Origin of the sequence: Peribacillus sp. NPDC096379 (assembly GCF_044762875.1) — a bacterium.
GTDB lineage: Bacteria > Bacillota > Bacilli > Bacillales > DSM-1321 > Peribacillus.
The window spans coordinates 347,017-371,955 of sequence record NZ_JBIWFD010000001.1 but is presented as its reverse complement, the minus strand read 5'-3'; the positions used below and the strand labels follow the sequence as shown (position 1 = coordinate 371,955).

General features: G+C 38.3%; 25 protein-coding genes and 1 pseudogene. 12 read left to right on the top strand and 14 right to left on the bottom strand.

The window, feature by feature from the left end:
* Positions 1-228: 228 nt before the first annotated feature.
* The 9 genes from ACIQZI_RS01900 to ACIQZI_RS01860 form a co-directional block, all read right to left on the bottom strand.
* A complete protein-coding gene (locus tag ACIQZI_RS01900; RefSeq protein ID WP_403068678.1) occupies positions 229-660 on the bottom strand; it encodes an OsmC family protein in 432 nt (143 codons plus the stop codon).
* A gap of 13 nt (positions 661-673) precedes the next feature.
* The gene (locus ACIQZI_RS01895) at positions 674-1,423 is read right to left on the bottom strand and encodes an amino acid ABC transporter ATP-binding protein (protein WP_403068675.1); all 750 of its coding nucleotides are present in this window, start codon (positions 1,421-1,423) and stop codon (positions 674-676) included.
* Between the two features lie 14 nt (positions 1,424-1,437).
* Entirely contained in the window at positions 1,438-2,082 is a 645-nt protein-coding gene (locus ACIQZI_RS01890; protein ID WP_062176414.1) for an amino acid ABC transporter permease, read from the bottom strand.
* A 22-nt stretch (positions 2,083-2,104) separates the two neighbouring features.
* Positions 2,105-2,872 carry a transporter substrate-binding domain-containing protein gene (locus ACIQZI_RS01885; RefSeq protein WP_403071977.1) on the bottom strand — a complete coding sequence of 256 codons (768 nt, stop codon included), beginning with the start codon at positions 2,870-2,872 and terminating at the stop codon, positions 2,105-2,107.
* 67 nt (positions 2,873-2,939) lie between these two features.
* Positions 2,940-3,599, bottom strand: a complete 660-nt coding sequence (locus ACIQZI_RS01880; RefSeq protein WP_403068671.1) for a TetR/AcrR family transcriptional regulator — start codon at positions 3,597-3,599, stop codon at positions 2,940-2,942.
* A 430-nt stretch (positions 3,600-4,029) separates the two neighbouring features.
* A complete protein-coding gene (locus ACIQZI_RS01875) occupies positions 4,030-4,788 on the bottom strand; it encodes a PHP domain-containing protein (RefSeq protein WP_403068668.1) in 759 nt (252 codons plus the stop codon).
* A 16-nt stretch (positions 4,789-4,804) separates the two neighbouring features.
* Positions 4,805-5,632 (bottom strand): energy-coupling factor transporter transmembrane component T family protein, encoded by an 828-nt coding sequence (locus ACIQZI_RS01870; RefSeq protein WP_403068665.1) that lies wholly within the window; start codon positions 5,630-5,632, stop codon positions 4,805-4,807.
* The gene (locus ACIQZI_RS01865; protein ID WP_403068662.1) at positions 5,604-7,334 is read right to left on the bottom strand and encodes an ABC transporter ATP-binding protein; all 1,731 of its coding nucleotides are present in this window, start codon (positions 7,332-7,334) and stop codon (positions 5,604-5,606) included. The genes ACIQZI_RS01870 and ACIQZI_RS01865 overlap by 29 nt, the downstream gene beginning before the upstream one ends.
* On the bottom strand, positions 7,335-8,225 hold the full coding sequence (locus ACIQZI_RS01860; RefSeq protein WP_403068654.1) for a DUF8171 family membrane protein: 891 nt from the start codon (positions 8,223-8,225) through the stop codon (positions 7,335-7,337).
* 180 nt (positions 8,226-8,405) lie between these two features.
* On the opposite strand from ACIQZI_RS01860, the gene ACIQZI_RS01855 reads away from it, so the two are divergent.
* The 3 genes from ACIQZI_RS01855 (at position 8,406) to ACIQZI_RS01845 (ending at position 10,750) form a co-directional block, all read left to right on the top strand.
* A complete protein-coding gene (locus tag ACIQZI_RS01855; RefSeq protein WP_403068651.1) occupies positions 8,406-9,233 on the top strand; it encodes a MurR/RpiR family transcriptional regulator in 828 nt (275 codons plus the stop codon).
* A 188-nt stretch (positions 9,234-9,421) separates the two neighbouring features.
* The gene (locus ACIQZI_RS01850) at positions 9,422-10,084 is read left to right on the top strand and encodes a lysozyme family protein (protein WP_403068648.1); all 663 of its coding nucleotides are present in this window, start codon (positions 9,422-9,424) and stop codon (positions 10,082-10,084) included.
* A gap of 459 nt (positions 10,085-10,543) precedes the next feature.
* Positions 10,544-10,750: a hypothetical protein gene (locus tag ACIQZI_RS01845; RefSeq protein ID WP_157279351.1), complete on the top strand. Its 207-nt coding sequence runs from the start codon at positions 10,544-10,546 to the stop codon at positions 10,748-10,750.
* 226 nt (positions 10,751-10,976) lie between these two features.
* Here ACIQZI_RS01845 and ACIQZI_RS01840 read toward each other — a convergent pair whose 3' ends face one another.
* Positions 10,977-11,636, bottom strand: coding sequence for a phosphatase PAP2 family protein (locus tag ACIQZI_RS01840; RefSeq protein ID WP_403068644.1), 660 nt, complete (start codon positions 11,634-11,636; stop codon positions 10,977-10,979).
* Positions 11,637-12,135: 499 nt separating this feature from the next.
* Here ACIQZI_RS01840 and ACIQZI_RS01835 point away from each other — a divergent pair, with 499 nt between their 5' ends.
* The 4 genes from ACIQZI_RS01835 (at position 12,136) to ACIQZI_RS01820 (ending at position 15,608) form a co-directional block, all read left to right on the top strand.
* Positions 12,136-13,614 (top strand): MFS transporter, encoded by a 1,479-nt coding sequence (locus ACIQZI_RS01835; protein WP_403068641.1) that lies wholly within the window; start codon positions 12,136-12,138, stop codon positions 13,612-13,614.
* A gap of 446 nt (positions 13,615-14,060) precedes the next feature.
* On the top strand, positions 14,061-14,465 hold the full coding sequence (locus tag ACIQZI_RS01830) for a CidA/LrgA family holin-like protein (RefSeq protein WP_062176382.1): 405 nt from the start codon (positions 14,061-14,063) through the stop codon (positions 14,463-14,465).
* Positions 14,435-15,127: an LrgB family protein gene (locus ACIQZI_RS01825; protein ID WP_062176380.1), complete on the top strand. Its 693-nt coding sequence runs from the start codon at positions 14,435-14,437 to the stop codon at positions 15,125-15,127. The genes ACIQZI_RS01830 and ACIQZI_RS01825 overlap by 31 nt, the downstream gene beginning before the upstream one ends.
* 262 nt (positions 15,128-15,389) lie before the next feature.
* Positions 15,390-15,608 (top strand): hypothetical protein, encoded by a 219-nt coding sequence (locus ACIQZI_RS01820; protein ID WP_253722331.1) that lies wholly within the window; start codon positions 15,390-15,392, stop codon positions 15,606-15,608.
* Between the two features lie 192 nt (positions 15,609-15,800).
* On the opposite strand, the gene ACIQZI_RS01815 is transcribed toward ACIQZI_RS01820, so the two are convergent.
* The 4 genes from ACIQZI_RS01815 to ACIQZI_RS01800 form a co-directional block, all read right to left on the bottom strand.
* Positions 15,801-16,445 carry a glycosyltransferase gene (locus ACIQZI_RS01815; RefSeq protein WP_403068636.1) on the bottom strand — a complete coding sequence of 215 codons (645 nt, stop codon included), beginning with the start codon at positions 16,443-16,445 and terminating at the stop codon, positions 15,801-15,803.
* A 512-nt stretch (positions 16,446-16,957) separates the two neighbouring features.
* Positions 16,958-17,410 (bottom strand): YoqH family protein, encoded by a 453-nt coding sequence (locus ACIQZI_RS01810; protein ID WP_403068633.1) that lies wholly within the window; start codon positions 17,408-17,410, stop codon positions 16,958-16,960.
* Positions 17,411-18,058: 648 nt separating this feature from the next.
* Positions 18,059-18,271, bottom strand: coding sequence for a DUF3006 domain-containing protein (locus ACIQZI_RS01805; RefSeq protein ID WP_062176372.1), 213 nt, complete (start codon positions 18,269-18,271; stop codon positions 18,059-18,061).
* 13 nt (positions 18,272-18,284) lie between these two features.
* On the bottom strand, positions 18,285-19,745 hold the full coding sequence (locus tag ACIQZI_RS01800; protein WP_403068629.1) for an MBL fold metallo-hydrolase: 1,461 nt from the start codon (positions 19,743-19,745) through the stop codon (positions 18,285-18,287).
* Between the two features lie 449 nt (positions 19,746-20,194).
* On the opposite strand from ACIQZI_RS01800, the gene ACIQZI_RS01795 reads away from it, so the two are divergent.
* From ACIQZI_RS01795 to ACIQZI_RS01775, 5 genes and pseudogenes are all read left to right on the top strand, one after another.
* Entirely contained in the window at positions 20,195-20,872 is a 678-nt protein-coding gene (locus ACIQZI_RS01795; RefSeq protein ID WP_403068626.1) for a response regulator transcription factor, read from the top strand.
* A complete protein-coding gene (locus ACIQZI_RS01790; RefSeq protein ID WP_403068623.1) occupies positions 20,869-22,251 on the top strand; it encodes a sensor histidine kinase in 1,383 nt (460 codons plus the stop codon). Before ACIQZI_RS01795 ends, ACIQZI_RS01790 begins: the two co-directional genes overlap by 4 nt.
* Positions 22,252-22,326: 75 nt before the next feature.
* A complete protein-coding gene (locus ACIQZI_RS01785; RefSeq protein WP_403071974.1) occupies positions 22,327-23,427 on the top strand; it encodes an ABC transporter permease in 1,101 nt (366 codons plus the stop codon).
* Positions 23,427-24,107: an ABC transporter ATP-binding protein gene (locus ACIQZI_RS01780; RefSeq protein ID WP_403068620.1), complete on the top strand. Its 681-nt coding sequence runs from the start codon at positions 23,427-23,429 to the stop codon at positions 24,105-24,107. The genes ACIQZI_RS01785 and ACIQZI_RS01780 overlap by 1 nt, the downstream gene beginning before the upstream one ends.
* A 366-nt stretch (positions 24,108-24,473) precedes the next feature.
* Positions 24,474-24,882 (top strand): annotated as a pseudogene (locus ACIQZI_RS01775) (D-serine ammonia-lyase); the annotation flags it as partial.
* Between the last annotated feature and the right edge of the window lie 57 nt (positions 24,883-24,939).

Here is a 24,939-nt window from a genome sequence, read left to right as displayed (position 1 = left end):
TTACTACTAAGTAAGTGTCAACGTTAGAGAACATTATTTGACCTTCAATATTCATTGAACACATCTGAATACTATTCTATTTGTTTAAGACAGAAAAAGTGAGTTTCCCTTAGTGTTATCGGTATTACAATCTGCACGAAAACACCGACCTATTATTTAGTCGGTGTTTTCGTGTTTTATTTATCAAAGCTAAAATGAATCTCGGTTATATTTTCACGCAAAAAGGAGTTATGCTTTTACAGGGCGTTCCTGCTTTTCGCCATTTAAGACAAGGTGGAAGATAATATCTGCTTTCAATGAATTCGATACCGAACAGTATTTCTCTTTACCTAGGTCGATGGCTCGCCACACTCGTTTGCTGTCGACAGTTCCATTAATGGTAAATGTAACGTTAATCGTTGTAAATGCTTTTGGCATGTCTTCTTCTCTTGTGCCATCTGTTTCGATTTCCAGTGTATCTACTTCAGACAAGTATGGTCTTAGGATCATCGTAACATCAATCCCAATACAACCAGCAAGAGACGCGAGCAACATTTCGGTTGGGGTAACTCCCTTGCCTTCCCCGAAGTATTTTTCTGTTGCATCCATTTTCACTTCATATCCTGAATCGCCGACTGCTGTGAAGGCGCGTTGTCCTGTCCATTTCGTTAGTACTTTCATGCTGATCCCTCTTTCAATTAGTGACTTCTTCCATTTTCAAAAATTTTCGTGCTCGTTCTGTTTTTGGCCGGTTAAAGAATTCTTCTGATGTTCCTTCTTCCACAATCACGCCATCAGCCATAAACACAATTCGGTCGGCAACTTCACGCGCAAACTCCATTTCGTGCGTCACAATAACCATTGTCATACCTGTATGAGCGAGCTCTTTAATAACAGCTAGAACCTCATCCACTAATTCTGGGTCAAGAGCAGAAGTTGGCTCATCAAAAAGCATAAGATCCGGTTCCATCGCCAGTGCTCTTGCAATGGCTACCCTTTGCTGTTGGCCGCCAGAGAGTCTTTGCGGATATTGATCTTTCTTTTCAAATAATCCAACTCGCTTAAGCAGGTTTTCCCCTAAAATAATTGCTTTCTCTTTCGGGCTTTTTTTGACAATAAGCAATGCTTCTACGACGTTTTGCAACACGGTTTTATGTGGGTATAGATTAAATTGTTGAAAGACCATTCCAGTATGTAGTCGAATTTTACGAATTTGTTTGTTTCGTTCTCTTGGCGATTGGTTCGCATCCACTTCAATTTCGCCTACTTGGATCCTGCCGCCTGACAATTCCTCTAACCCATTAAAACAACGCAACAAAGTACTTTTCCCTGAACCACTTGGACCAAGAATAGCGACTACTTCACCTGTCTCTACAGATAAATTGATTTCTTTTAATACTTCAAGTCCTGAAAAACTCTTTGATAGATCGTTTGTTTTTATCATAGGGATCACCATACTTATTCATAAATTGATAGCCGTTTCTCGATTCGCTCTAAAATGAAGGAAAATCCCGTACTAAGGATCCAATACATCACCGCAATGGCTAGATAAAACGGCATGTACACATAATACTGCGCAATTAAAAGCTGCGCCGAGCGAAGCAATTCGGTGACAGTAATAACGGATACGAGCGATGTTTCCTTAAGCATCCCGATGAAGGTATTTCCTGCTGGCGGTATCGCAATCCGAATCGCTTGTGGTAGAATGATTCTCTTCATGGTTTGGATCGGTGTCATTCCCGATGCATATGCGGCTTCATATTGTCCCTTTGGAATCGCTTGTATCGCACCACGCAATGTTTCTGATAAATAGGCACCGATGCTAATACTTAACGCAATATATGCGGCAGTCAACGGTTTAAGGTTTAAGCCATAATCCGCTAATCCATAATAAATAATGATAATCTGCACAAGTGTTGGCGTTCCTCGAATAATCGATACATAAGCACGCGCCAACCATCTAATTGGCCGGTTTCCTTTCAGTCTCGCGATTGCAACAATAATCGCAAGAATCGATCCGAAAAACATCGATACAATGGTGATAAGGAGCGTATAATAGGCTCCTTGTAATAAAAATGGCAAATTAGACCATATAATATCCATTTACTTATCCAGCCCTTCCTCTTTACTCAGCTGGTTCTTCATTAAACCACTTCATATAAATATTTTTATACGTTCCGTCTGCTTTCATTTCTGCTAAAATTCGGTCCAGCTCTTTTAGAAATGGTTCATTTCCTTTGCGAACAGCAATACCTGCTTGATCAGACTTCACCGGTTCGCCCACCGTTTTAATTTTAAAACCATTCTTCTCAACGATCGGTTTAATGGCATACATGTTATTAATCGTTGCATCAATTCTGCCTGTATCCAAATCCTTCAATGATGTAATCACATCATCATACGTTTTGATTGTAAAATCGCCTACTTTTGGCATTAACTCTGTACGAAGATAGGTCTCGTCATTTGTTCCTAACCCGACGCCAATATTCTTCCCTTTAAAATCATCAACAGACTTGATCGTATTATTCGCTTCTTGAACAATGGCCTTTACGTGATTTGTAATATACGGCTTTGTAAAATCCATTTGTTTCTTCCGCTCATCCGTAATCGTCATTTGGCTGATTACAACATCAAACTTATTCGTTTGCAGTCCCGCAATCATTCCCGAGAATTCTTGAGCGACAAACTCAGCCTTTACCCCTAAACGTTTCGCGACTTCCTTGGCAATGTCTACATCGAAACCGTCCATTTCTTTGTTTTCATTTAAGAAATTATAGGGCTGATACGTTCCCATGACACCGACCCGTAATGTGCCTCGATCCTTCACCTCTTGAAGTAATTCTTTTTTCGCATTGCTGGCGTTATCTTTTGTACCGCATGCACTTACTATCATCACGATAGCCACTAGAAAAATCAGTAGGGACACTAAACGCTTTTTCAATTTCGATTCACTCCTTCTCTTATATGCCTAACAGTCCATGGAACTCGAACTTCACCAATTCCTTTGCCAAGTCATTTGCTGATTGTTCCTTTACTGCTGATTCGTATGTAACAGGGCCGAATAGCCATCTCGCAAGCATCCCTTCCATTAAGCTCATTAATAACGCCGCTTGAATCGTCGGATCTTTTTCTGGCAAAATCCCTAAATCCATTGCCCGCTTTACATTATTCTTGAATGCTTCTTCAATTTTTATACGAGTTTCGAAAATTAAATGCTTGATGGACTCTTCACTATCGATTCCTTTAATAATTAATTCCATCAAATATCGATTATCCTTAGAAAAGGTAAATAAATCCTCAAATAATTTTTCAGAAGAGGCCACTGCATCGGCTACAGTACCTGGAGTTGTCCGATATCCTTTAGAAACAACTGCAAGAATCTGTGCTTGTCCGCTTTGAATAATCTCAAGTGCTATACTTTCCTTGCTTTTGAAATACCAATAAAAGGTCCCTTGAGCAATTCCCGCTTCGCGCACAATATCCGCTATCTTTGTCTTATGATAACCATTCATAGCAAACAACTGAATGGCGATCGCAATCAATTGCTCTCTTCGATCAATAGACTTCTCATTTTCTGTAATTACAATTCCTCCTCTCGATTGATCAGTCAGTCGATACACCTTATCGTATAAAATCTCTCATAATTCGTCAATTAATTGAACCTGTTTGGTAGGAATTAAAAATTTTAACAATGCGAAATAAAGTGAATGAATGAACCAGTTCTTTCACAAAGTTCTCAGACTATTCCTGTGACTACGATTAATAGCATGCAAATCATCCGATTCTTGCCCTATTCTCCGCAAAAAATTCGAGTGCCCTGTACGGAAAAGTAAGAATACGAGCCCTATTGAGTTTTCTCAATTCTGGATATTGAAAAGATGGAACGATGAAAGAAAGATAATAGATTAGATGATTCATCCTAATCATGGGAGAATACATCCAGAGCATACTACAGGTCCGGGTTTACCGGTCAACTAACGAATTTCTCCCCTGTTTTATGGCTTAACAAAAAAACACCTCAGACAGCTTGCACTGTCATAAGGTGTCATCTTACATGTCGTATACGAGTTCTTCTTTCATCTTTTTCTTTACAATTGTCGCGGCTTGAATTCTTGTGTGCAGAACAGGCGAAATCTCGCTCGTAAAGCTGCGTGTTCGGATTGCTCGCTTTATATCTTCCACCGTTTCACATTCTGGCAGTTTGTTTTTCACAACGCCAATATGAATGGGATGGTGGGAGTCGCTACCGCAAACAACAGGTACATCACACATATCGGCGAATTCATGGACCGCGAACATCATTACCTCCACCCCATGCACATGCATGTCTTTTCCGTTTAAGTCAAACGCATCAAAGCGCCTTAACACTTCCGCTGGATGCTGGTGTAAAGGTGTGGATTCTCTTAGCGGATGAGCCCCAATCTTCAAAACACCATATTTATCAGCCAAGTTCAAAAGCTCGGTGATGGGTAGAAACGTCTCTTCTGTCGTATGGTCACTCAGTTGATTACGGATTTCAAGGATTGATTCCTTATTTGCCAAGAACAACAGATGCCCAATTTCCTTTGCATCGACCTCCATTCCTGTGAATACTTTGAAACCATTTACATCATAATAATCATGCTTATACTCGAAATGTTCATCAAGCGTTTCATAGATTTCATAGAAATTCTTCGTATTAAAGTGCTCTGTCAAAGCAAGCGCCGTCAATCCGCTTTCTTTTGCGTTTACAATCACTTCTTTAAAAAATTCAAGATCAAAATCCACTCGTTTTGCTAATTTCCCATGTGTATGGAAGTCAATAATCATACTAACATCCCCCTTCTTATAATGGGTAAAACAGTCCTATATTAATGATACAAATCGTAATGACTGATGTGATGGCGACAAACTGATAATCGTATTTGTTCATTTTTAACGCTTTAAGCTTTAATTTCTTTGCTAAATCATTTTCCTCTGAATAACTAAACCCTCTAATTTCTAAAGCCTCAACAGTGGTCCGAGTTCGTTTAGCTGTATTGAGCATCATCGGGTAAAAGGCAAGAACACTTATTTTCAGAAAATAGACGATGTAGCGCCAATACAGAATTCCTTTCTTAGTAGGCATCTTTCCACGTAAACGAAATGACTGGATAATACTTTGATATTCTTCGATTAGGATAGGAAGCATACGGTATCCATAGGAAACACCGAAGCTGAATTTACCCGGAACACCAAAGCTTAAGAGTGCATCACTAAATTTTTCAGGATCCATGCTTGTAAAAACCGCCATACTGGATAGCGAAATAATCATGATTTTGATAGTAAGCGGAATGACGGCAAGGAGCGCCGTAAATGTTCCTCCCAGAAAAAGCGCCACAAAAATCAAGTACGTAAACTGTGATATCACGCCAATAATCAACAGCACGATCAATAGTGGGCTAACTCTAGCCATATAAGCAAGCACCCCCATCAACACTGCCAGCCCAATCAAAATGGTCATATTATGAATAAACCAAGGAACTGTTGTAAAGAACAGGGACCAAACGATTAGCATTCTCGGGTCAAGCTTTGAAAGAACCGTTTCCTCTGTCCCATAAGCTGTTCTCATCAACTCAATCTTGATGTTCTCGACTGAAAGCTTACTAAAGAGCTTTTGAAACACATTCAACACTTCCACCTCCAACACCCACTTGTTTTACACGAGACAGAAACTCTTCAGTCGTAATCGCTGCCGGGTGCATGTTCACCTCTTTGGACAAGGTTACAATCTGCGGAGCGACAAGAGATGCCTCTCGCAGCAGGGCTGGATTTGAAAACAATATATGCGGTGTTGTATCATCGAGAATTATCCCACCCTTTAATACAATCACTCGGCTTGCCCATTCTGCCACCAATTCCATATCATGTGTGGCAACAATTGCTGTTTTCACAAAACCATTCAAATTATTCAACATCTTCATCATATCCTTACGCGTTGCAATATCTAGGCTTGCTGTTGGCTCATCTAGAAGTACAATTGACGGTTTCATCGCAATGCCAATCGCGAGACTCGCTCTCCGCTGTTGCCCGCCGCTCAATAACCGACCGTCCCTCTCCCTCAGCTCCTCTAAGTGGAAACGTTGAATAATTTCTTCAATGAACTCCCTGCGCTCTGCAATCTTTCTCGTTTTCAAAAAATAATCAATATCTTTATAAATTGAATCCTCGATAAACATTTCTTCCGGGTTTTGATAAATATAAGCGACCTTTTCAGCAAGTTGTTCCATGCTAAGCTTCGATGTGGATTGTCCATTCACTAACATTGACCCACCTTGTGGTTTCACAAGACCGGAAATCATCTTTAATAAAGTTGACTTCCCAGCGCCATTGCTACCAACTAGTGCAATCTTCTCTCCTTCATAACAAGTCAGCGAAAGCTCATTTATAATCGGTTTTCGCTTTCGGGTAATTGTTTTGTAGCCATAATCAACCCCGTCCATTGAGATGGTCTCTACGCCTTTGACTTGTGGTACTTGTGAAGAAAATAAATGAGGCCCAGGTAAGATTTCATACTTCCCGTGAATTTCTGCTTTCGCTTCCTGAACCGTTATCGGAAATAACTTAGGTTTTTGCTCTCGTTTCAGCTGGAACATCGCTTGTGTGACCTGAGGAGGATAAATATTCTTATCCATCAATTCCTCCACTAAAGATAAGCCATGCTTAACGGGTTTCTTCCATAAAACAGAACCCTGCTCCATCATGATGACACTTGAACAATAATTCGCTATGAACTCTGTATGGTGTTCAATAACAATAATCGTTTTGTTATACTCTTCATTCAACATCTTAAGCTTGTCATATAATTCAATAGCATGTGCCGGATCTAGCTGTGCGACTGGCTCATCAATAATCAAGATCGCCGGCTGTAGTGATAATGCTCCAGCTAACGCAACTAAATGTTTCTGCCCACCGCTCAACTGCCATATATGTTCCTTCTCCAAATGGCTCAATCCAAGAATCCGTAACGCTTCCCTCCCGCGTTCCATATAATCAGGGTATCCGAAATTCAGGGGTGAAAAGATGGCTTCATCCAAAACCGTCGGACGCACAAGCTGATTTTCGAAATCCTGATACACATATGCCACCTTCTCAGACAAGACTGCCACGCTTGTAGTAGCTGCATTCAAGCCATCTACCATAACCGTTCCTTCGAAATCACCTACATAATAAGATGGTATTAACCCATTTAATGTTTTACAAAGTGTCGACTTGCCAGCTCCATTTCCACCAATGATTGCCGTAAATTCACCCTGTTTTATGTCTACACTTGCTTCTTGCAAAACCCAACTTTCAGAACCAGGGTAACGAAACGAAACAGAGTTAATCGAAATCATTTACAACACCCTTTTATTTGATTCTATTGTCTCTTCTACTTGCTGCTTGTTTGAAAAAATCTTCTTAACTATATACAGCACAAGACCGAGAACAATCAGACCTGCTGAAATGCCGATCCATTCATAGCCATTTTCAAACTGTAATAGAAAATCTGGCGTCCAAAATGCAAAGTTCAAGTCCAGTTCTGCCATAAATTCAGCAATCATTGAAACAAATCCTAGTATAATCACTATGGTGATTAAACCAGGTTTGACGAACTCCGCCATCGATGCATTTACTCGTTTTTCGCGTGGTTTCATTCCAAGCAGGGGTTCAATCTTTCCATACAATCGCGGAACAAGAATCAGCGTTGGAATAACGCCGAATAGTACACCTGTAATAACCATTTCGTTCACAAAGCTAACGGCTTCTAGCAAGACAATACTTTCAGGAAGTCCCGGGACTGCATCAAACCCTTCAATTCCAATCCAGACCTTTGTAATATCAACAACCGAACTTAAGATCTGATCAATTCCTACACCTACTAGAGCTGCGATTGTAAGTTGTACCTTATTTAATGGATTTTTCACAATCAACCCTGCCACATACATTCCCACCGTCAATTGAATAAATCCTTCTAACTCACCAATACCGCTAAAATCTCCCATCAGCACATCAGCGAAAATAATCTTCCCCACCGAAGCACCGAGCGCTGCGTACAGCGGATGAAACAATACACAAAGAATAAGCGGAATAAAAGCGAAATACGAAACAGAAAACTCAATCGGTCCAATTTCATTTGAAGGTAAAATTTCTGTAATCATCTTAGATAAACCGAATAAGGCCATTGATAAAACAAACACCATCATTTTCTGAGACTGTGTTAACTTTCTCTCTACGTTTACTTTCATTTTCCCTTCCTCCTCCATAACTTACTTCCGAACTTAATAGTAAGAAAATTTTGTTAAGTACATATTAATTGAATGTAAAAATTACATTTTTGTTGAAATGTAATTTTCTTTTCATTATTGATGATAAAATAGACTTATGGAACCGTAAGTCTTTCTTTCAAACTAGGAGGAATGTACACAATGAATATAGAGATTACGAAGAATTTAACGAAGAAACAGCAGATTATTGCAGATTATATAACGAAGCAAGCAGACTCTATTCCCTTTATGACGGAAAAAGACATCTCCACAGCAACAGGTGTCAGCATTGCTACTGTTTCACGCTTTTGGGAAGCGATCGGCTATGAAAGTTTCAAAGCATATAAGATGCAATTAAAAAAAGATTCCATCATCACACCAGCTAGTAAAATGAAAACAGCTCTAGAGAAATATGAACAAACAAGAGTTGGGCATATGCTAAGGGCGGGCGTCTATTACTTAGAGGAAACAAGCAAACATATGGATAATCACAGCTTTTACGAGGCAATTAAGAGAATAGTTGCAAGTGATAACATTCATTTATATGGCTCAGGATCTGCAGAATGCTTGACAACTTTGCTTCAATTTCGACTAAAACGCTTTGGCATGAGTGTTCAAACCATGGCGAAAAGCGGGCATGAATTATTTGAGGATCTTGTACACTGCCAAGAAACGGACATTCTCATCATCTTCGGTTTTGTACAGACTTCACCAGAAATTCGAACACTTTTTGACTATGCTAGAAAAAAAGGCTGTCAAACGGTACTAATCACAGACTTGCTTGTCTCGCCTATGATTGAAGAGGCAACATACACCTTTTTCACCGAAAGAGGCGACATGCGGGAATTTCACTCGATGGTCGCTGCTATTGCATTTGTCGAAAGCATGATCATTGCAATAGGAAAACAAATGGGAGAAGTAGCGTTAACTAAATTACACGAGTTACAGACATTGAGGAAAGTTTATGCGGGAGAATTACCGAAAAATTAAGTCACATCAAAACTATTTTAAAAAAATCTATTTTCCAAAGTTGAAAGCTGCGTGAATGGTTATTGAAAATAGGGGAATATTGCAATTTTAGATTTATCAATAGATTCGCATACTACTATTTTCAGATAGTCACCCTTTCATTTATTTGATAAACTGAAAGTACATAGATGAAATGATGAGGAGAAGAAATGAAACGAAAACGGAAAATATCTAAAACCCTTTTCGTCATGTTTGCGCTACTTTTTGCGATCTTACTGATTAAGCAGGTCATCTTAGTTCCGCATCCGGAAAAGGCATCGACATCCATGATTCAACCGGACCCCTTTGCATCTGTAAAGAAATACAGTACAATCCTTCACGATGAACTGGTCCAATATAACTTGCAAGACTATACAGTCGTACTTATTGCAGTTATGCAACAAGAAAGCCGCGGTAAGGGTGGAGATCCGATGCAATCTTCAGAATCTGCTGGACTTGCCCCTAATACAATCACTGATCCTAAGGAAAGCATTCAATATGGCGTTAAGCATTTTCAGCGCGTTGTTACTTATGGCAAAGAAAAGAATGTAGATTTCCAGACCATCATTCAATCCTATAATATGGGCATGGGCTATATCAATTACATCGCGGAAAATGGCGGAAAGCATAGTGAGGAACTAGCGAAGAAATTCTCAAAGATCCAAGTAGATAAAAATCCTGTCCTGTACAATTGCGGCGGAAATAAAGACAATTTCCGCTACCCATATTGCTACGGTGATTTCTCCTATAGCGCGAAAGTAACAAAAAATATTGAAGCGTTAGCAGATAGTATCCCTGCACTTGTTAGCGAAAAACACCCAGATGCTTTTTAAATCTGGGTGTTTTTTCAATTATCACACAGACAATACTTCATCTTGTGAATTGATTACTTAATGCTAAATATTCCCCCCGCTTTTTTTCATTTGTATTGATCATAAATCAACCACCACATGTATTTTTTTAGCATTTACATTTCCCATCTATTCCAATTTTAGTTGGATATTTAAATTATATTTTCCTCTTATTTCATAACGTTTATGTACAATATTACAATGGAAACGAACGAAAAGTTTTTTAGGCATATTTAGTCATTAGCTATTATGTAAAAACCTTACTGAAGGGTTATTGATATTTAAGTCCATAAACATTACCAGCATTATCAAACACCTACAAGCAAATATTAGATGATGAAAGGCACGTGCTTTTCAAATAGCTAATGAGGAGTGTTTAAACTGAATAACCGGATACCTACTCTTTTTAATAGTAGAAAAAGAAGAAGGAACAATAGAGGAATGATGTGGGCATCTATGTTAGGTCTGGGTATTAGTGCCGCCGCTTATGGATTAAGAAGAAATCGAAACAAAAATATGCTGATTCCGATTCAAAACTTAATGAATAATTTTCGGGCGCGAAATGATGGGCAAATGCCAAAAATGGCGAATGTAACAGAGTTTTCAAAGGAATTAGTACCTTACAAAGATCCATTTGCAAACAAATAGATTTTCTTTTTACTTTAAACTGAGGATGTCGTGGCAAAGGATCTGATCACGCACTCTATACACAGTTCATTGTGGTACTTACGCTAAATTTGAACTGTATAGGGTTATTGTGGGATCTGATCCTTTTCATCCTCTTATGTAAATAAAGAAATTTGTTAAGCTTTATCCATAGTCATGTCTCCTAATCCGGTAAACCTATACGCGACTTCCTAATTGCGATGAATTACTACTCCACCCAAGTTTTCTTTCTTCTTGCTTCACTTTTTAATCTCTGGAATATCCATATGGCAATGGCAAGCCAACAACTGCTTGCGAAATAGCCACCGATAATATCGCTTGGATAATGTACCCCTAGATAAATCCTACTCACACCAATCATGAGAATGAATAGACTACTGAACATAATTAGAGTAACGCGGCCCAAACGGGTAGGAATATGACGCCATAATAGAAACGAAAGAATCCCATAAACAGCAAATGCACTCATCGCATGACCACTTGGAAAACTAAAGCCCTCAACCTCAATTAAGCGATGAAAATCTGGACGGGCACGTTGGAAAACGAATTTCAGGACCTGATTTAAAAGCGGCGTTCCAATCATGACCACAATAAATAACAATAATTCGATTCGATGTTTTAATACTTTATCAAGAAGAATTAATGCTATGAGAGATATCACCAACACAAATGGCAACGAACCAATAAATGTAAAAAATTTCATAATCGAAGTTACCACCGATGACTCAAATCCCCGAATAAAGGAAATAACGCTTTGATCAAATTGAACAATCCTTTTCCCACTGACTAGGATCGCCATAACACAGAATCCGATAAGCGAGAACAAACTTATTAGAAAAGCAATCAAAAACTGTCCGTTTTGTTTCATGTTGAAGACACCCCAAATTCATGATAGTTCTTAGCAGTGTGAACTTTCTATTCAGAAGAATTATACGATAAGAGTAGACAATTAACAGTACCTTTCGGAAAAACACGGTCTGCCTTACTATCCCCTTATATTCTTCAATCATGTTTGCACAGACTGTGTTTTTCAATAGCTTGGGCAACATAATTATAACTCTCCACTATTTTGTGATAGTAGATCGATTCATTGCTCCCATTAAACGGCTGTTTCTTCAACCAGAATCGATAGGCTCACCGTAAAAAAACAAAATTATTTTTTTCAAAAAAATACCTTGCTATTTAAAGCGCTTACATTTATTATTTAGTTAATAAATAGTTAGTTTATCAAACGAATAAATTAATTTGCATACATATTAACTGAACATGAGAAATAATTATTTCGTTAGATAATTTTTTTGTTTAAAATTTTCTAAAAATTCTGTAAACGGAAAGGTTCTACATCAAAATCAAAGGGGGTAATTTTAATGTCAAGTACTACAATGCAAGGTGGTCCCAAATACAACTCGTCAAAGTTATGGCAAATTGGTTTTTTTACATTAAATAACACATCAACAAATCTCCAAATGTTTTTGTTAGGGTTTGTCACGTATTATGCAACCGGAATTGCTGGACTCGCTGTTATGGTAATAAGTACGGTTTTAATGGCTACGCGCCTATTTGATGGTCTTATTGATCCTACTATTGGCTATATTATCGATAAAACAGAATCCAAGTTCGGAAAATTCAGACCATTAATTATTATAGGATATCTCATTTCAGTAGCTACCATATTAATTGTATACAATGTAACTCATTTATTACCGGAATCTCTTCAGTTAATTTTCTTTGTTGCAATGTTAATAGTCAATAAAATTGGTTATTCACTTCAATGTAGTGTGACGAAAGCTGCGCAAACTGTTTTGACAAATAATCCAAAGCAACGACCACTTTATGCTATATTTGACGGAATTTTTAATGTAGGGGTGTTTACTGGTGGTCAAATTTTCGTTTCCTCTTATCTGATTGCAAAACATGGTGGATTTAATATGCCATTGTTTACTGAATTAAATTCTTATGGACTTATTCTATCAGGAATATTTGCTATTCTAGCAATGGTGGGCATTTGGGAGAAAGATCGTAAAGAATTTTATGGATTGGCTGAGGATACGACAAAAACAAGCCTTCGTGATTATTGGCCAATTATTAAAGGAAACAGACCATTGCAAATGCTCTCTCTTTCCGCTTCTTTTGACAAACTTGCAACTAGTTTGCTCAGACATTCAGTCGTAGTCGTCATGTTGTTTGGTATTTTACTAGGAGATTATGCACTAAGTGGCACAATCGGATTAATTACAATAATACCGCAACTTTTAATAACATTCCTAGTGGTTTCCGTTGCAAGAAAATCAGGGTTAAAAAATTCATATGTTAAATCGGCTTGGATCGGTATGCTGTCATTTATTGGTCTGATTGCGCTATTCTTGATCATTGATGATCCAACATCGGTATCCCTTAGTAATATCGGGATAACCACTATATTGTTTTTAGTTTTATATTCATTAGGCCTTGGCTTTGGTAACATTCCAACTACTCTTGTCGTTCCGATGATTGCCGATGTTTCTGACTATGAAACGGCTAAATCAGGGCGTTATGTCCCTGGCATGATGGGTACGATCTTCTCATTTATTGATCAATTAGTTTCATCTTTAGCTCCGGTGATCGTTGGTGCTGTAGTGGGCATGATCGGATATAGTTCAGAATTCCCACAAGTTGGCGAAGCATTAACTACCCCTTTATTTGCAGTCACATTACTATTAGCATTCGGTTTACCAGCACTTTGCTTGGTCGTGTCAATCATTGCAATGAAATTCTATCAATTAGATAGTAAGAGAATGGAAGAAATTCAAAAAGAGATTGCAGAAATTAAAGAAAAAGCTACTAAGAAAGAGTCTATTGTCTCTTGAAGTAAGGAATCTACACAACTTGGAGTTAAAAAATATAAATACAATACAGTGAAACTTCAATCAGCGGGGGCTTTCTTCATCCCCCACTGATTGTTAGTTGAACCAATCGGGCTTTTACGGGCAGTTTGTCCCCCACCTTTGCTTCTTCGATTCCTCTAAGCCTTGAGGTGGGGGTCTTGACTTTCCGTTAATGCGGGATAAATCGCGTTCAGTAATAAGCTTGTCTCGTAGAAATACGAGACAACTTTTATTTTTGTAGAAAAATTTTTCAATTGATAAAAACCTCGTTCACCCTGACTATTCGAACCTCAAACATGCCACATTTATCTTCTGAGCCATTAAACTATACATTGACACATATAATTATAGTTGTATCATAGTATGGTAAGTTTATAAGTGTTTATTCAAAGAGAGGTGGAAAGCTGTTCAAAACTGCAGCTAGATACATGAAAATCATAAAAATCATCATCCAGATTGCGATTCTTTATGCCTTTTCCTTTATCGGAAATATTTTGCATGACTTTTTCAATCTGCCAATTCCAGGAAGTATCATTGGTATGCTTTTGTTATTGATTGGTTTGTCTTTAAAAATTATCCCGCTACAATTTATTGAAGCTGGAGTTGGGTTTTTATTAAAATTTTTATCCTTGTTATTTATTCCAGCCATGTTGGGGATCATGAATTATCCTTCTTTGGTTTCGTTTAAAGGCGTACTATTAATTGTCATTACTGTCATAAGTACGTTGATAACGATGGGGGCAGCTGGAATGATGAGTCAGTATCTTGAAAAGCGGGCACAAATAAGAAAGGAGAAAGAGAAATGCAGCAAACACTATTCGCAATCATTGTAATCGTATTAACAATTACCGCATATGTTCTCATGAATCGGTTATATATACGCTTTTCTTACCCACTTCTCCTGCCTGTTTTGACAACAACAATCATCCTAATCATTCTACTTACCCTCTTTCATATTCCCTATTCGAGCTATATGATTGGCGGACAGTGGATTCAATCCCTTCTAGGACCTGCTGTAGTAGCACTTGCCTATCCTTTATACAAACAGCGCCATATCGTCGTGAGCTATTGGTTCCCCATTATAAGTGGCGTATTCGTCGGCTTAATTACTGGTATGATCAGTGTTCTCCTATTCGCACGTGTTTTAGGAATCGACCAAACACTTATATTATCCATGTTACCTAAATCTCTTACTACCCCAGTAGCTCTCCAAGTTTCAGAAGTACTTGGCGGCATCCCCCCCATGACGACTGTCTTCGTCATGATTGCAGGATTCACTGGCGTCATCTTAGGTCCGACCTTCATGAAACGACTGCGAATTAACAGTTCATTAGGAAAAGGTATTGCCTTTGGTAGTGCCTCCCATGCTTTAGGCACAGCAAAATCCGCTGAATATGGTGAATTTACTTTGTCCATGAGTTCCGTTTCCATGACATTGAGTGCCATACTAGGATCAATTATCGGACCAATCGTCGCGTGGCTCATCACAATTTAAATGATCTACGTGAAGTCACAATATTATAGGAAGAATCCAGATTTATTGTATAAGGCCGAACGTTTGGAAAATATGGTTTTACAACGTTTCAGGAAATTCCAATGTAAAAAGCCCATATTCTCAATTTTAATACTGAGAAATTGGGCTTTTTTCGTTACTTCATTAAAGCGGCCTATTCCTGAATATTCCAGTTTGGGGATTACTTTTACAAGTGTTATTTATATGATCTATTACTGTTTTTAACTTTATTAGAATTTATGTAATGGAACAGTTTAATGTATATCCAGTAGCATTTTTCGAGTTATTCCTTGGATTAGCCAGTTTTGTTTGTGGGATATATGGTATTTTGAAAAGAGTTAATCCTTTAATTTCTGTATTCGTTTCTCTTTTTGGGGTACTAATTTTTGTGTTTTTTGTCTTTGTTTATCTCTTGCCTGAAGCAGGAATACCACCAGCTATTCCTTGGTTGTATTCTGAATAAATTTAGGTCCTTCATGAACTAAAGGGTACGATTGTTCAATAAGAACAGTCGCTTCTTGTGCTAACTGATCAGTTTAGTGCAAGAATGCAGTTACGCAACCAGGGCGCGGTATTTGCTTGAACCAGTTGTATAAATGTAAACAAATGCCCCATTATGAAAGAATCTCCAACAGAATGTTGGAGATTCTTAAGATTATTTTTTAAACGTATCCGGAAACTGCTTCACAACTCCCGTAGAGATAGTATCGGCCATTAGGATTATATGTGTGACTCCTTGATCAATTGAAACGATTCTTGCATTCCAATCTTTTGCTAAACTTGTAGATAAATCATTTGTCACTAATTTCAGATGCATATACAGCAAATTTTTTAGATCTTCATTTTTCAAATAGGGGTTGGCACCGCTAAGGAAAGCCGCTATTTCATCAGCATTTCTATACCATTCTTTGTTTAGCTGATTCACCAAGGCTTCATTTCCGCTTTTAGCCGCATCTACAATCTTTCCCGCAATAACAATATGCTCCTTAAGCAAATCCGTAAGTTTGTTCCCAGCTTTCTCTCCGTATACTGGCTTTACAGCATTACCAATATCCTCCTGATTTTTCAGAAGCCTCGTCAGTACCTGTTGTTGATCTTCCGCTCCTGCTGTTGTTGCACTTGTAATATAATTACTTGTCCACAATACATGATCAATCCAAAGTTTCCTAAAGTTATTTTTGAACTTTACTTCAGATTGGCTAATGCATTGTATCTGCGGTTTAGCATAGGTACTGCTTGTTCCAGCCACCATGTTTAGAGGAAATAACAAAATAAACCCCACCAACAATACTTTTTTCATAAACCTTCTCCTTCCAAAGTTAAAAAGTATCCCTCTTTATTATTGATATATGGGATTTTTTTATTCCTAAAAATGGTTCTGTACCCTGTTTTACAAGAAGGGATGAAACCTGAATAAATAACAAAGTGTAATAGTGGTTTCTGGTAGAATACTAAATTTTTAGTAGGAAGTAAGAAATTAAAAAGTATTACTTTTTAATTCTTCATCCATGTATGTGAAGGGCTTCACTTAAGCTAACGGGTGTATTACTTGAACAAGACATCAAAAAATGAGCATACCTTTGTAAACCAAAATTTACATTGAATACATGTAAGTGATGTGAGAGCCATTGATATCCCAATAGTTCTAACATCGAAGTTAAGATAAAGTGAAACTTCAATCAGTGGGGGTCTTACTGCCCGTTAATGCGGGATAAATGCGGATTTACAACGTTAAAAAAGCCAAATTTCTTGGTTTTGTAAGTGAGAAATTCGGCTTAGTTACTTCATAAAAGCGACCTTTAGCTGAATAGACTACTTACAGGATTTAATATTTTTTGTTAAAATCCTTGGTCCTAACTTCTTAGTTTTTGAATTAGAAGGACGAACTTGAACTTCAACATTTTCCATTTCTGCTGTAATTAAATCAAATCTTCCAGCCCACGTTGGACTTTCCTCTTCTGCGGTAGGGTAAAGCCTAAATCGCCAACTTATTTCATCTGGTATAAACGCAAAACCTTCATAGCTATTATAATCTCCATAAGATGATGGTTCTGGAAGGTGAACAGCAAGAATACTTATATTGGTTCGTGCGAAACTCGGTGGGTGTAGTTGCACTTCATAAATTAGCGCTACACCCTTAGCATTTTTTAGATTTTTATCAACTGGTTCTAATAGTAAACTACAAGGCATTGAAATCGCATTTGTTTGAGATGGATACATAGCTAAAGTAGCGAAAAGAAAGAAAACCAAAACAAATTGTTTCATAGTACACCCCTTACAATTTCTTTTGGTTAATTTACCCGATTTCTTACCTAATAATAAATAATACCTCTTATACAAACTCCTATGGCGTTAAAACGCCACCATGTACTATGAAGGATCCATCCTGTAGCTCGCTACACTTACCTAATCACAATGGTGGCGGTGCGAATCCAGATTTTGGATGTTTCTCGATAAAATCAGAATACCTGATAAATAGATTGGCTAGATTAGTAAGTCGTGAAGCCTAAGTCCCCATGTTCTTCATACAAAATGGCCCAATACAAAAAGACGCCTTCTTACTTAAGATTGGCGCCGGTTTATCAAAACAAATATGGCGTTAAAACGCCACCATTTACTATGAAGGATAAATCCCATTACACGCTACACTCACCTAATCTCAATGGTGGAGGTGCGGAGCCGGAATTTGGATGCTTTCTCGATAAAATCAGTTTACCTGATAAATAGATTGGCTAGATTAGTAAGTCGTGAAGCCTAAGTCCCCATGTTCTTCATACAAAACAAGGGGCAGACCCCGCAACAACTAAAATACAGTATAAGATAAGTGTTTGAAACACTACAGACTGATTTAGTGTGCGAGGTCAGATCCTTTTGGGACATCCCCGCCCCTTTTTTCTAAACATATTTCTTTCTTTAATCTTCCCAAACGCTTTCCATAAGTGATTTGATCTTTTTCCTACGCTTTTCGGTTTCTTCTTCATGAACTACCCATTTTTCATTGACGAATTCCACGACATCATTGACTTTCACCTTAGACTCAACTAACTCTTTCGGAACATTTTGTGTGTTTCCATCGACTTCAATCACAACAAAATCCCCTTCAAATCGATCAATGATTCCTTTCATGCTTACACTTCCTTTATCTTGGAGTAAAAGCTGTTTTCGTGGTTGCAGTAATGCCATTCGCTGAAACTGTAATGTCGCCATCTACCGTGAATCCAGCAGCCGCTCGACCTACTCTAAAGGCAAGAGAGGCAACACCATTTGCATTTGTCACCCCTTCATACACCGTATCTTTCGACTTAAATTGAAGGTTCAAATGAACATTCGCTCCATTTACAGGCTTACCATTTTGATCTTTTACCGTAACGGTCACTGTAACTTCTTCGTTTTGATTTGGAGTCGCTTCATCTATCACAGCAGTAGCCTGTAAGCTACTTGTCACATCCGGTATACTTGCTGGTGGAGTTACAACTGGATTGGGTGTCGTTTGGTTATTCCCTTGTGTCTGTTCCTGTGATTTAGGTACAGGTGTATACACCCATGCTTGTTTGTTGACATTGATTTCTTTGCCATCCGTTTTAAACACAATCGTTCCATCCGTATCATTACGATATATCTTTATGTTCTCATTGTGAAGTCGTTCTAATACTTCGCTAGTCGGATGACCGTAACTGTTTTTTCCTACTTGAATCACTGCGTATTTCGGCTGAGCCGCTTGTAAGAATGCTTCACTAGTAGAGTGACTGCTACCATGGTGACCGGTTAAAAGGACCGTAGATTTTATCATTTCACCTGACTGAAGCCATTTTTCCTCTGTTGGTATTCCCGCATCCCCTGTTAAAAGGAATGATTGTTCACCATATTGAAGTCTGACGACTGCACTCATTTCATTCGCATCACTTGCTGTATCGTCCAGCGGAGCAATCATTTTCGCTTGTACCGTAGGGTCTAAATTAAGTTCGATACCCGCTTTCGCTGTTGTTACTGTTAATCCTTTATTTTGAATCGATTGTAAAACCGATTCAAATGTTTGTGTATCTCGTTGTACTTTCGGCATATATACTTTTCCAATATCAAAAGAATCAATGACCGCATCCATTCCGCCAATATGATCGGCGTCAGGATGTGTGCCAATTAGCACATCAACCTTAGATACTCCTAACTCTTTCAAGTAAGCGACCATTTTGTCTTCATCATCGTTATTACCAGCATCAATGACCATCACTTTTTTATTTGGTGCAATAATCACTTGTGCGGCTCCTTGACCAACATCGACAAAATGTACGGCCAATTCTTCTGTTAATGGCTCGGAGACAGCTACGTCATTTGCTTTCTGAGTCTCTTCCGTTTTCGTTTCTTTTTGTTCTTTTATAGGAGTTGCTTCTTGTTGATCTTCTGTTGGAGCATTTGTGGTAGGGTCCGTTGGTATCATGGTTCCCCCGATCATAAACACTACGAATGCAGCCACAACAAACAAGGAGCTTGCCTTCCTAGAGCGTAATCTTATCCATTTCACGCTTCCTTTTATCACACCAAGAAGACCGATAAAAAAGCTAAAAAAAGCGACTAACATTAATATTGTTGCTAAAAATTCCATTTTCTCTCCCCTGTCCACGTTTTCTATCATATTTGATTGTAGCAAACAAATTCATCCTCTGTTGAACCAAGTTTATCCTACTTCCAATTGTCGATGGTATAGACAAAATGAGCAAGCCCTCCCTTTTCGTGCCAGATTTAAGATTTTCGAGCCAGAATCAACTCTTTTCGCGCCGGATTCGGGATTTTCGAGCGAGAATTCATACTTTTCATGCCGGATTCGAATTTTGCGAGCCGCCATAATCTGAAGGAGCAAAATGTAGAATATAAAGTGAAACTTCCATCAGCGGAGGTTTCTTTCATCCCCACTGATGGTTAGTTGAACCAATCGGGATTTTACAGCCTGTTAAACCGGGATAAAAACAGACCAATATTTCATCTTCTTAACTGGATGCTGTATATTTAAGGTGAACTTCCGCTATCATTCTAGTTTAGGAGCTGTATATCCAAATGATCCGTATTTTAATTGCTGATGATGATCAACACATTCGTGAATTATTAAAACATTTTCTACAAAAAGAAGGCTTTTCCGTCTACGAGGCAGCTGATGGTGTAGAAGCTTCAACGATTCTACTGGAACAGCAAATTCATTTAGCCATTGTAGACGTGATGATGCCGAATAAGGATGGCTATCAGCTGTGTGAGGAAATAAGGAGCGATTATGATTTCCCGATTATTTTATTAACTGCAAAAGATCAGTTGATCGATAAAGAAAAAGGATTTGCTGTTGGAACGGATGATTATGTCACAAAACCGTTCGAACCGAAAGAATTATTGTTCCGAATTAAAGCCCTGCTTCGTCGTTTTCAAATGGTCAATGCTGAGAAAATCGTGCTCAATCAAACCATAATTGACCGTAAAAGTTATGAAGTACATGCTAATGGGAAGCTACTAATGCTGCCCATGAAGGAATTTGAACTATTAGCACAGCTAGCCAGCTTCCCTGATCGAATTTTCACGCGAGATGAATTGATCCAGCTAATCTGGGGGACAGATTTTTCTGGGGATGACCGCACAGTCGATGTACATATTAAACGGCTACGTGAGCGTTTCTCGAACCAAGATGGCGATTTCATGATTAAAACGGTACGAGGGGTTGGCTATAAATTGGAGGTTACCAAACAGTGAAAACTCTCTATTTACGTATCGTCTTTACCACCATTTTTGTGATGATTTTAAGCGGAATAATAGCCTTTATCCTTGCCAATTTCTATTACCAAAATAAACTTAAGCCTTTTAACGACAGTAAAGTGACTCGACTTTCGAAAGATATCGTTAATTTTTATGAAAAGAATCAAGAAATTCTGCTTAACGATTATTTAGAAAATACCGCCGATCTTGGCTATCAATTGTACATAGTGGATCCAAATGGACAAGGTTTTTTTTATGGTGGAGAATTTAGAAATAAAGAGATGGATTCAGAAATCATTCAAAATGTGCTCAATGGACATGTGTATCACGGCATTTTGGACTTCCCCTCAAGTGCGTTTATAACAGGGTTTTTCGATAATGTATTAACAAACACAATCGGGGTACGAATGACTGTAGATGGCAAGAACTATGCACTTTTCATTCGTCCGAATCTCGATATGCAGTTTGGTGAAATGCGGATTTTCTTTTCCGTTCTTCTCATTCTTTCGCTCATAGTAAGCATTCTCTTCGTCATTATTAGTACGCGATATATTGTAAAACCGATTATCAAACTAACCGATGCAACGAAAAGGATATCCACCGGAAAATATGATATTCAGCTTGATATGAAACGACGAGATGAAATTGGCAAATTAGCTGAACATTTTAAAGAGATGGCAAAGAATTTAGAACAACTTGAGAGTATGCGACAAGAATTCGTTTCAAACGTTTCCCATGAAATTCAAGCCCCACTCGCATCCATCCAAGGATTTTCAAATACATTGCAATCCGATACTTTACCTGAAGAACAAAGGAAGCATTATTTAGCCATTATTGAAGCAGAAACGAAGCGAATGTCCCAATTAAGTAAACAATTATTGATGCTTGCTTCATTAGATAAAGAAGAACATCTAATAAAAAAGAGCACCTTTAATGTTGCCGAGCAAATTAAACAGGTCATATTTATGTCTGAATGGAGCTGGCAAGAAAAAGAGATAGCGATTGACTTAAGTTTACCCACAACCTTCATCTATGCCGATCAGCATCTCCTCCACCAAGTATGGACGAATCTTTTAACGAACAGCATTAAATTCACCCCTATTGGTGGAACGATATCCATTCGGCTCACTGAACAAGAAAATGATTGTATCGTTGAAGTACAAGATACAGGCATTGGGATTGCCCAAAGCGAGTTAGCCAATATTTTTAACCGTTTTTATAAAGTAGATCAAGCTAGAACTCCAAGCGAAATCGGAAGCAGTGGTTTAGGACTTGCGATTACGAAGAAAATTGTCGAACTTCACTCTGGACAAATCTCCGTTACAAGTCAAATTGGAAACGGAACGACTTTCCGCATCCAGCTTCCGAGAATGTAAAGAACTGTTCATACTCCGTTCATATTGCTGTATTATCCTATATTTAAGTTATTAATGAATGGAGATGAACAAATCATGTTTCTCGCATTAAGGGAAATGAAGCACGCTAAATTACGGTACGTATTGATTGGATTCATCATGATCTTACTTATATGGTTGGTCCTGTTTGTTTCCGGATTGGCCAAAGGGCTGTCTTCGGATAACGCATCGTCGATTCAAAATATGAATGCGGATTACTTAGTCCTCCAACAAGATTCAGACCATCGCTTAACCCGTTCAACCTTATCTGATAAAAATCTGCAGGATGTACGCGAATACACCAAAGAGGGGCAGGCCACACCACTTGGCGTGCAAATGACAACCATTACGAAAAATGGCGATTCAAAAAAAAGCGATATTACGTTTTTCGCAATTGACATAAACAGCATGCTTGCTCCTACGATAACCGAAGGAAAAATGCTCAATCATAGAGCAGCCCATGAAGTAGTAGCCGATCGTTCATTACAACATGAAGGATTAAAGCTCGGTGATGAAATAGAAGACTTGGCATCAGGAGAAATTTTCACAATCGTCGGGTTCACAGAAGGTCAATCTTTCAGTCATACACCAGTTGTTTATCTGAATTTCAACGGTTGGTCTACGATTTCTCATAATCGGACTCCGAATCAAGACATATTTAATACGATTGCTTTAAACATCTCGGCAAATAAAGCGAAACAAATTGAGAAAAATCTTCCAAACATTGACGTGATTAGTAAAGATCAAGCCCTGCAAGGCATCCCAGGCTATAAAGAAGAACAAGGATCACTGATGATGATGATTGCATTTCTATTCGTCATTGCTGCATTTGTTTTAGCCGCATTCTTCTATGTGATGACGATTCAAAAAATGAATCAATTCGGTGTCTTAAAAGCAATTGGCGCCAAATCAACATACTTGGCACGGACGATTATTTTCCAAGTCGTATTCATTACGATTATAAGTTTACTAATCAGCATCTCACTCACCTTTGGTGTATCGTTCATTTTACCTGATAGTATGCCTTTTGAACTTAGTGCTCAATTAGTAATAGGCTGCTCGTTTCTTTTCTTAGCGGTATCGATGATTGGTGCCTTACTATCGCTATACCGAGTATCGAAAATTGATGCAATTGAAGCAATCGGGAGGGCTGCATAATGGAAAATCAACTACTTCTTGAAAATATCAGCAAAATTTATGGTGACGGCGATACGTCCGTGAAAGTTCTAGATGATGTATCATTACAAGTAAAAGCCGGTGAATTCGTCGCCGTCGTCGGCCCATCTGGATCAGGTAAAAGTACCTTCCTTTCTATTACAGGTGCATTATTATCACCAACAAGCGGGCGTATCATGATTGGTGGTAAGGAGATCCACAAGCTTTCTCCGAAAAAAATGAATCAACTTCGATTAGAAAAAATTGGCTTTGTTTTTCAATCGGCAAATTTAATTCCTTATTTAACCGTTCAAGATCAATTGTTGCTCATTTCCGAATTAAGTGGAATGCAGAATAAAAATGCAAAAAAAAGAGCTGATAATCTACTTGATCGACTTGGCTTAAATCATAGAAAGAACCATTACCCAGAAAGCTTATCCGGCGGTGAGCGTCAACGCGTTGCCATTGCGCGCGCCTGGATGAATAATCCTGATATTATTTTAGCAGATGAACCAACCGCAAGCCTTGATTCCGAACGAGGTCGAGCTGTCGTTCAAATGCTCGCAGATGAAGTGAAATTGCATAAAAAAGCCGCCATCATGGTTACTCATGACAAGCGGATGCTTGATTTATGTGATCGCGTTGTGTATATCGAGGATGGACGACTGTCAGAAAAGCAATAAAAATAGAAGTCTAGTAGCACTGCGGGTGTCCCAAAACTTAAAAATGAGTTGAATCCCCATGGGAAACTATAGAAAGGTAAATGTTTCGTTTTGGGGATCCATCAAAATACTAATTTGATGGGCATGCGACGGTACCCCTATATGAGATTCATAATCGGGTGGCAGGTTATCTTAATGAGATGTATGAAGATATTGGTGATTGTGCCTTAGCAGATCACCAATATCACGTATACTGCCAAATTTGTTAAAGTAGGTAGGAACAGGGGCTAATAGGCTTCTGTTTTTTTGTTGAAGAAAATTATGAAAGTTTGTTACAAGGTCAAGTACGTTCAATAGTGATTTCGGGCGGCAGCACTACAACAATGTAATCCAAATGTCGAAAAATTTCAATCGGGATCCCCCCCTTACTCAAGAAGATGTAAGAAATGCAGAGGAAAAGTTTAAACGTTTTGCTCCATATATCGCCAAGGTTTCCCCTGAAACAAAAGGAACGAATGGTATCATAGAATCTCCTTTAGGGAGAGTTCCTGCCTCGAAACAATCTTTAGAACAGAATTAGCAACAACCTATATTAGGGGAATTATTACTAAATTATGATAGTCACCTTCCTATATCAGGATCTATTAAAGAAATAGGCGGGATTTATGAAATTCTCAAACATGCAGAAGAATTAGCTTTTCAACATCAATCGTTAACGATTCAAGATGATTATTCGATTTTAGATAGTGATAGGTCTCGAACCTTCTTCTCGCAATATTCAATCGCAGTAGGCTCCATTAATTCACAGATAACTTATTGTTACGTTTCTATAGTAACAAAGTTTAAGAAAAAA

Excerpts from the sequence above, each read along its gene's own strand:
- ACIQZI_RS01900 (WP_403068678.1), bottom strand. The coding sequence starts at position 660 with ATGAAAGTACTAACGAAATGGACAGGACAACGCGCCTTCACAGCAGTC.
- ACIQZI_RS01895 (WP_403068675.1), bottom strand. The coding sequence starts at position 1,423 with ATGATAAAAACAAACGATCTATCAAAGAGTTTTTCAGGACTTGAAGTA.
- ACIQZI_RS01890 (WP_062176414.1), bottom strand. The coding sequence starts at position 2,082 with ATGGATATTATATGGTCTAATTTGCCATTTTTATTACAAGGAGCCTAT.
- ACIQZI_RS01885 (WP_403071977.1), bottom strand. The coding sequence starts at position 2,872 with ATGATAGTAAGTGCATGCGGTACAAAAGATAACGCCAGCAATGCGAAA.
- ACIQZI_RS01875 (WP_403068668.1), bottom strand. The coding sequence starts at position 4,788 with ATGATTATTGACTTCCATACACATGGGAAATTAGCAAAACGAGTGGAT.
- ACIQZI_RS01865 (WP_403068662.1), bottom strand. The coding sequence starts at position 7,334 with ATGATTTCGATTAACTCTGTTTCGTTTCGTTACCCTGGTTCTGAAAGT.
- ACIQZI_RS01860 (WP_403068654.1), bottom strand. The coding sequence starts at position 8,225 with ATGAAAGTAAACGTAGAGAGAAAGTTAACACAGTCTCAGAAAATGATG.
- ACIQZI_RS01855 (WP_403068651.1), top strand. The coding sequence starts at position 8,406 with ATGAATATAGAGATTACGAAGAATTTAACGAAGAAACAGCAGATTATT.
- ACIQZI_RS01850 (WP_403068648.1), top strand. The coding sequence starts at position 9,422 with ATGAAACGAAAACGGAAAATATCTAAAACCCTTTTCGTCATGTTTGCG.
- ACIQZI_RS01845 (WP_157279351.1), top strand. The coding sequence starts at position 10,544 with ATGATGTGGGCATCTATGTTAGGTCTGGGTATTAGTGCCGCCGCTTAT.
- ACIQZI_RS01840 (WP_403068644.1), bottom strand. The coding sequence starts at position 11,636 with ATGAAACAAAACGGACAGTTTTTGATTGCTTTTCTAATAAGTTTGTTC.
- ACIQZI_RS01835 (WP_403068641.1), top strand. The coding sequence starts at position 12,136 with ATGTCAAGTACTACAATGCAAGGTGGTCCCAAATACAACTCGTCAAAG.
- ACIQZI_RS01830 (WP_062176382.1), top strand. The coding sequence starts at position 14,061 with ATGAAAATCATAAAAATCATCATCCAGATTGCGATTCTTTATGCCTTT.
- ACIQZI_RS01825 (WP_062176380.1), top strand. The coding sequence starts at position 14,435 with ATGCAGCAAACACTATTCGCAATCATTGTAATCGTATTAACAATTACC.
- ACIQZI_RS01820 (WP_253722331.1), top strand. The coding sequence starts at position 15,390 with ATGGAACAGTTTAATGTATATCCAGTAGCATTTTTCGAGTTATTCCTT.
- ACIQZI_RS01815 (WP_403068636.1), bottom strand. The coding sequence starts at position 16,445 with ATGAAAAAAGTATTGTTGGTGGGGTTTATTTTGTTATTTCCTCTAAAC.
- ACIQZI_RS01810 (WP_403068633.1), bottom strand. The coding sequence starts at position 17,410 with ATGAAACAATTTGTTTTGGTTTTCTTTCTTTTCGCTACTTTAGCTATG.
- ACIQZI_RS01805 (WP_062176372.1), bottom strand. The coding sequence starts at position 18,271 with ATGAAAGGAATCATTGATCGATTTGAAGGGGATTTTGTTGTGATTGAA.
- ACIQZI_RS01800 (WP_403068629.1), bottom strand. The coding sequence starts at position 19,745 with ATGGAATTTTTAGCAACAATATTAATGTTAGTCGCTTTTTTTAGCTTT.
- ACIQZI_RS01795 (WP_403068626.1), top strand. The coding sequence starts at position 20,195 with ATGATCCGTATTTTAATTGCTGATGATGATCAACACATTCGTGAATTA.
- ACIQZI_RS01785 (WP_403071974.1), top strand. The coding sequence starts at position 22,327 with ATGTTTCTCGCATTAAGGGAAATGAAGCACGCTAAATTACGGTACGTA.
- ACIQZI_RS01780 (WP_403068620.1), top strand. The coding sequence starts at position 23,427 with ATGGAAAATCAACTACTTCTTGAAAATATCAGCAAAATTTATGGTGAC.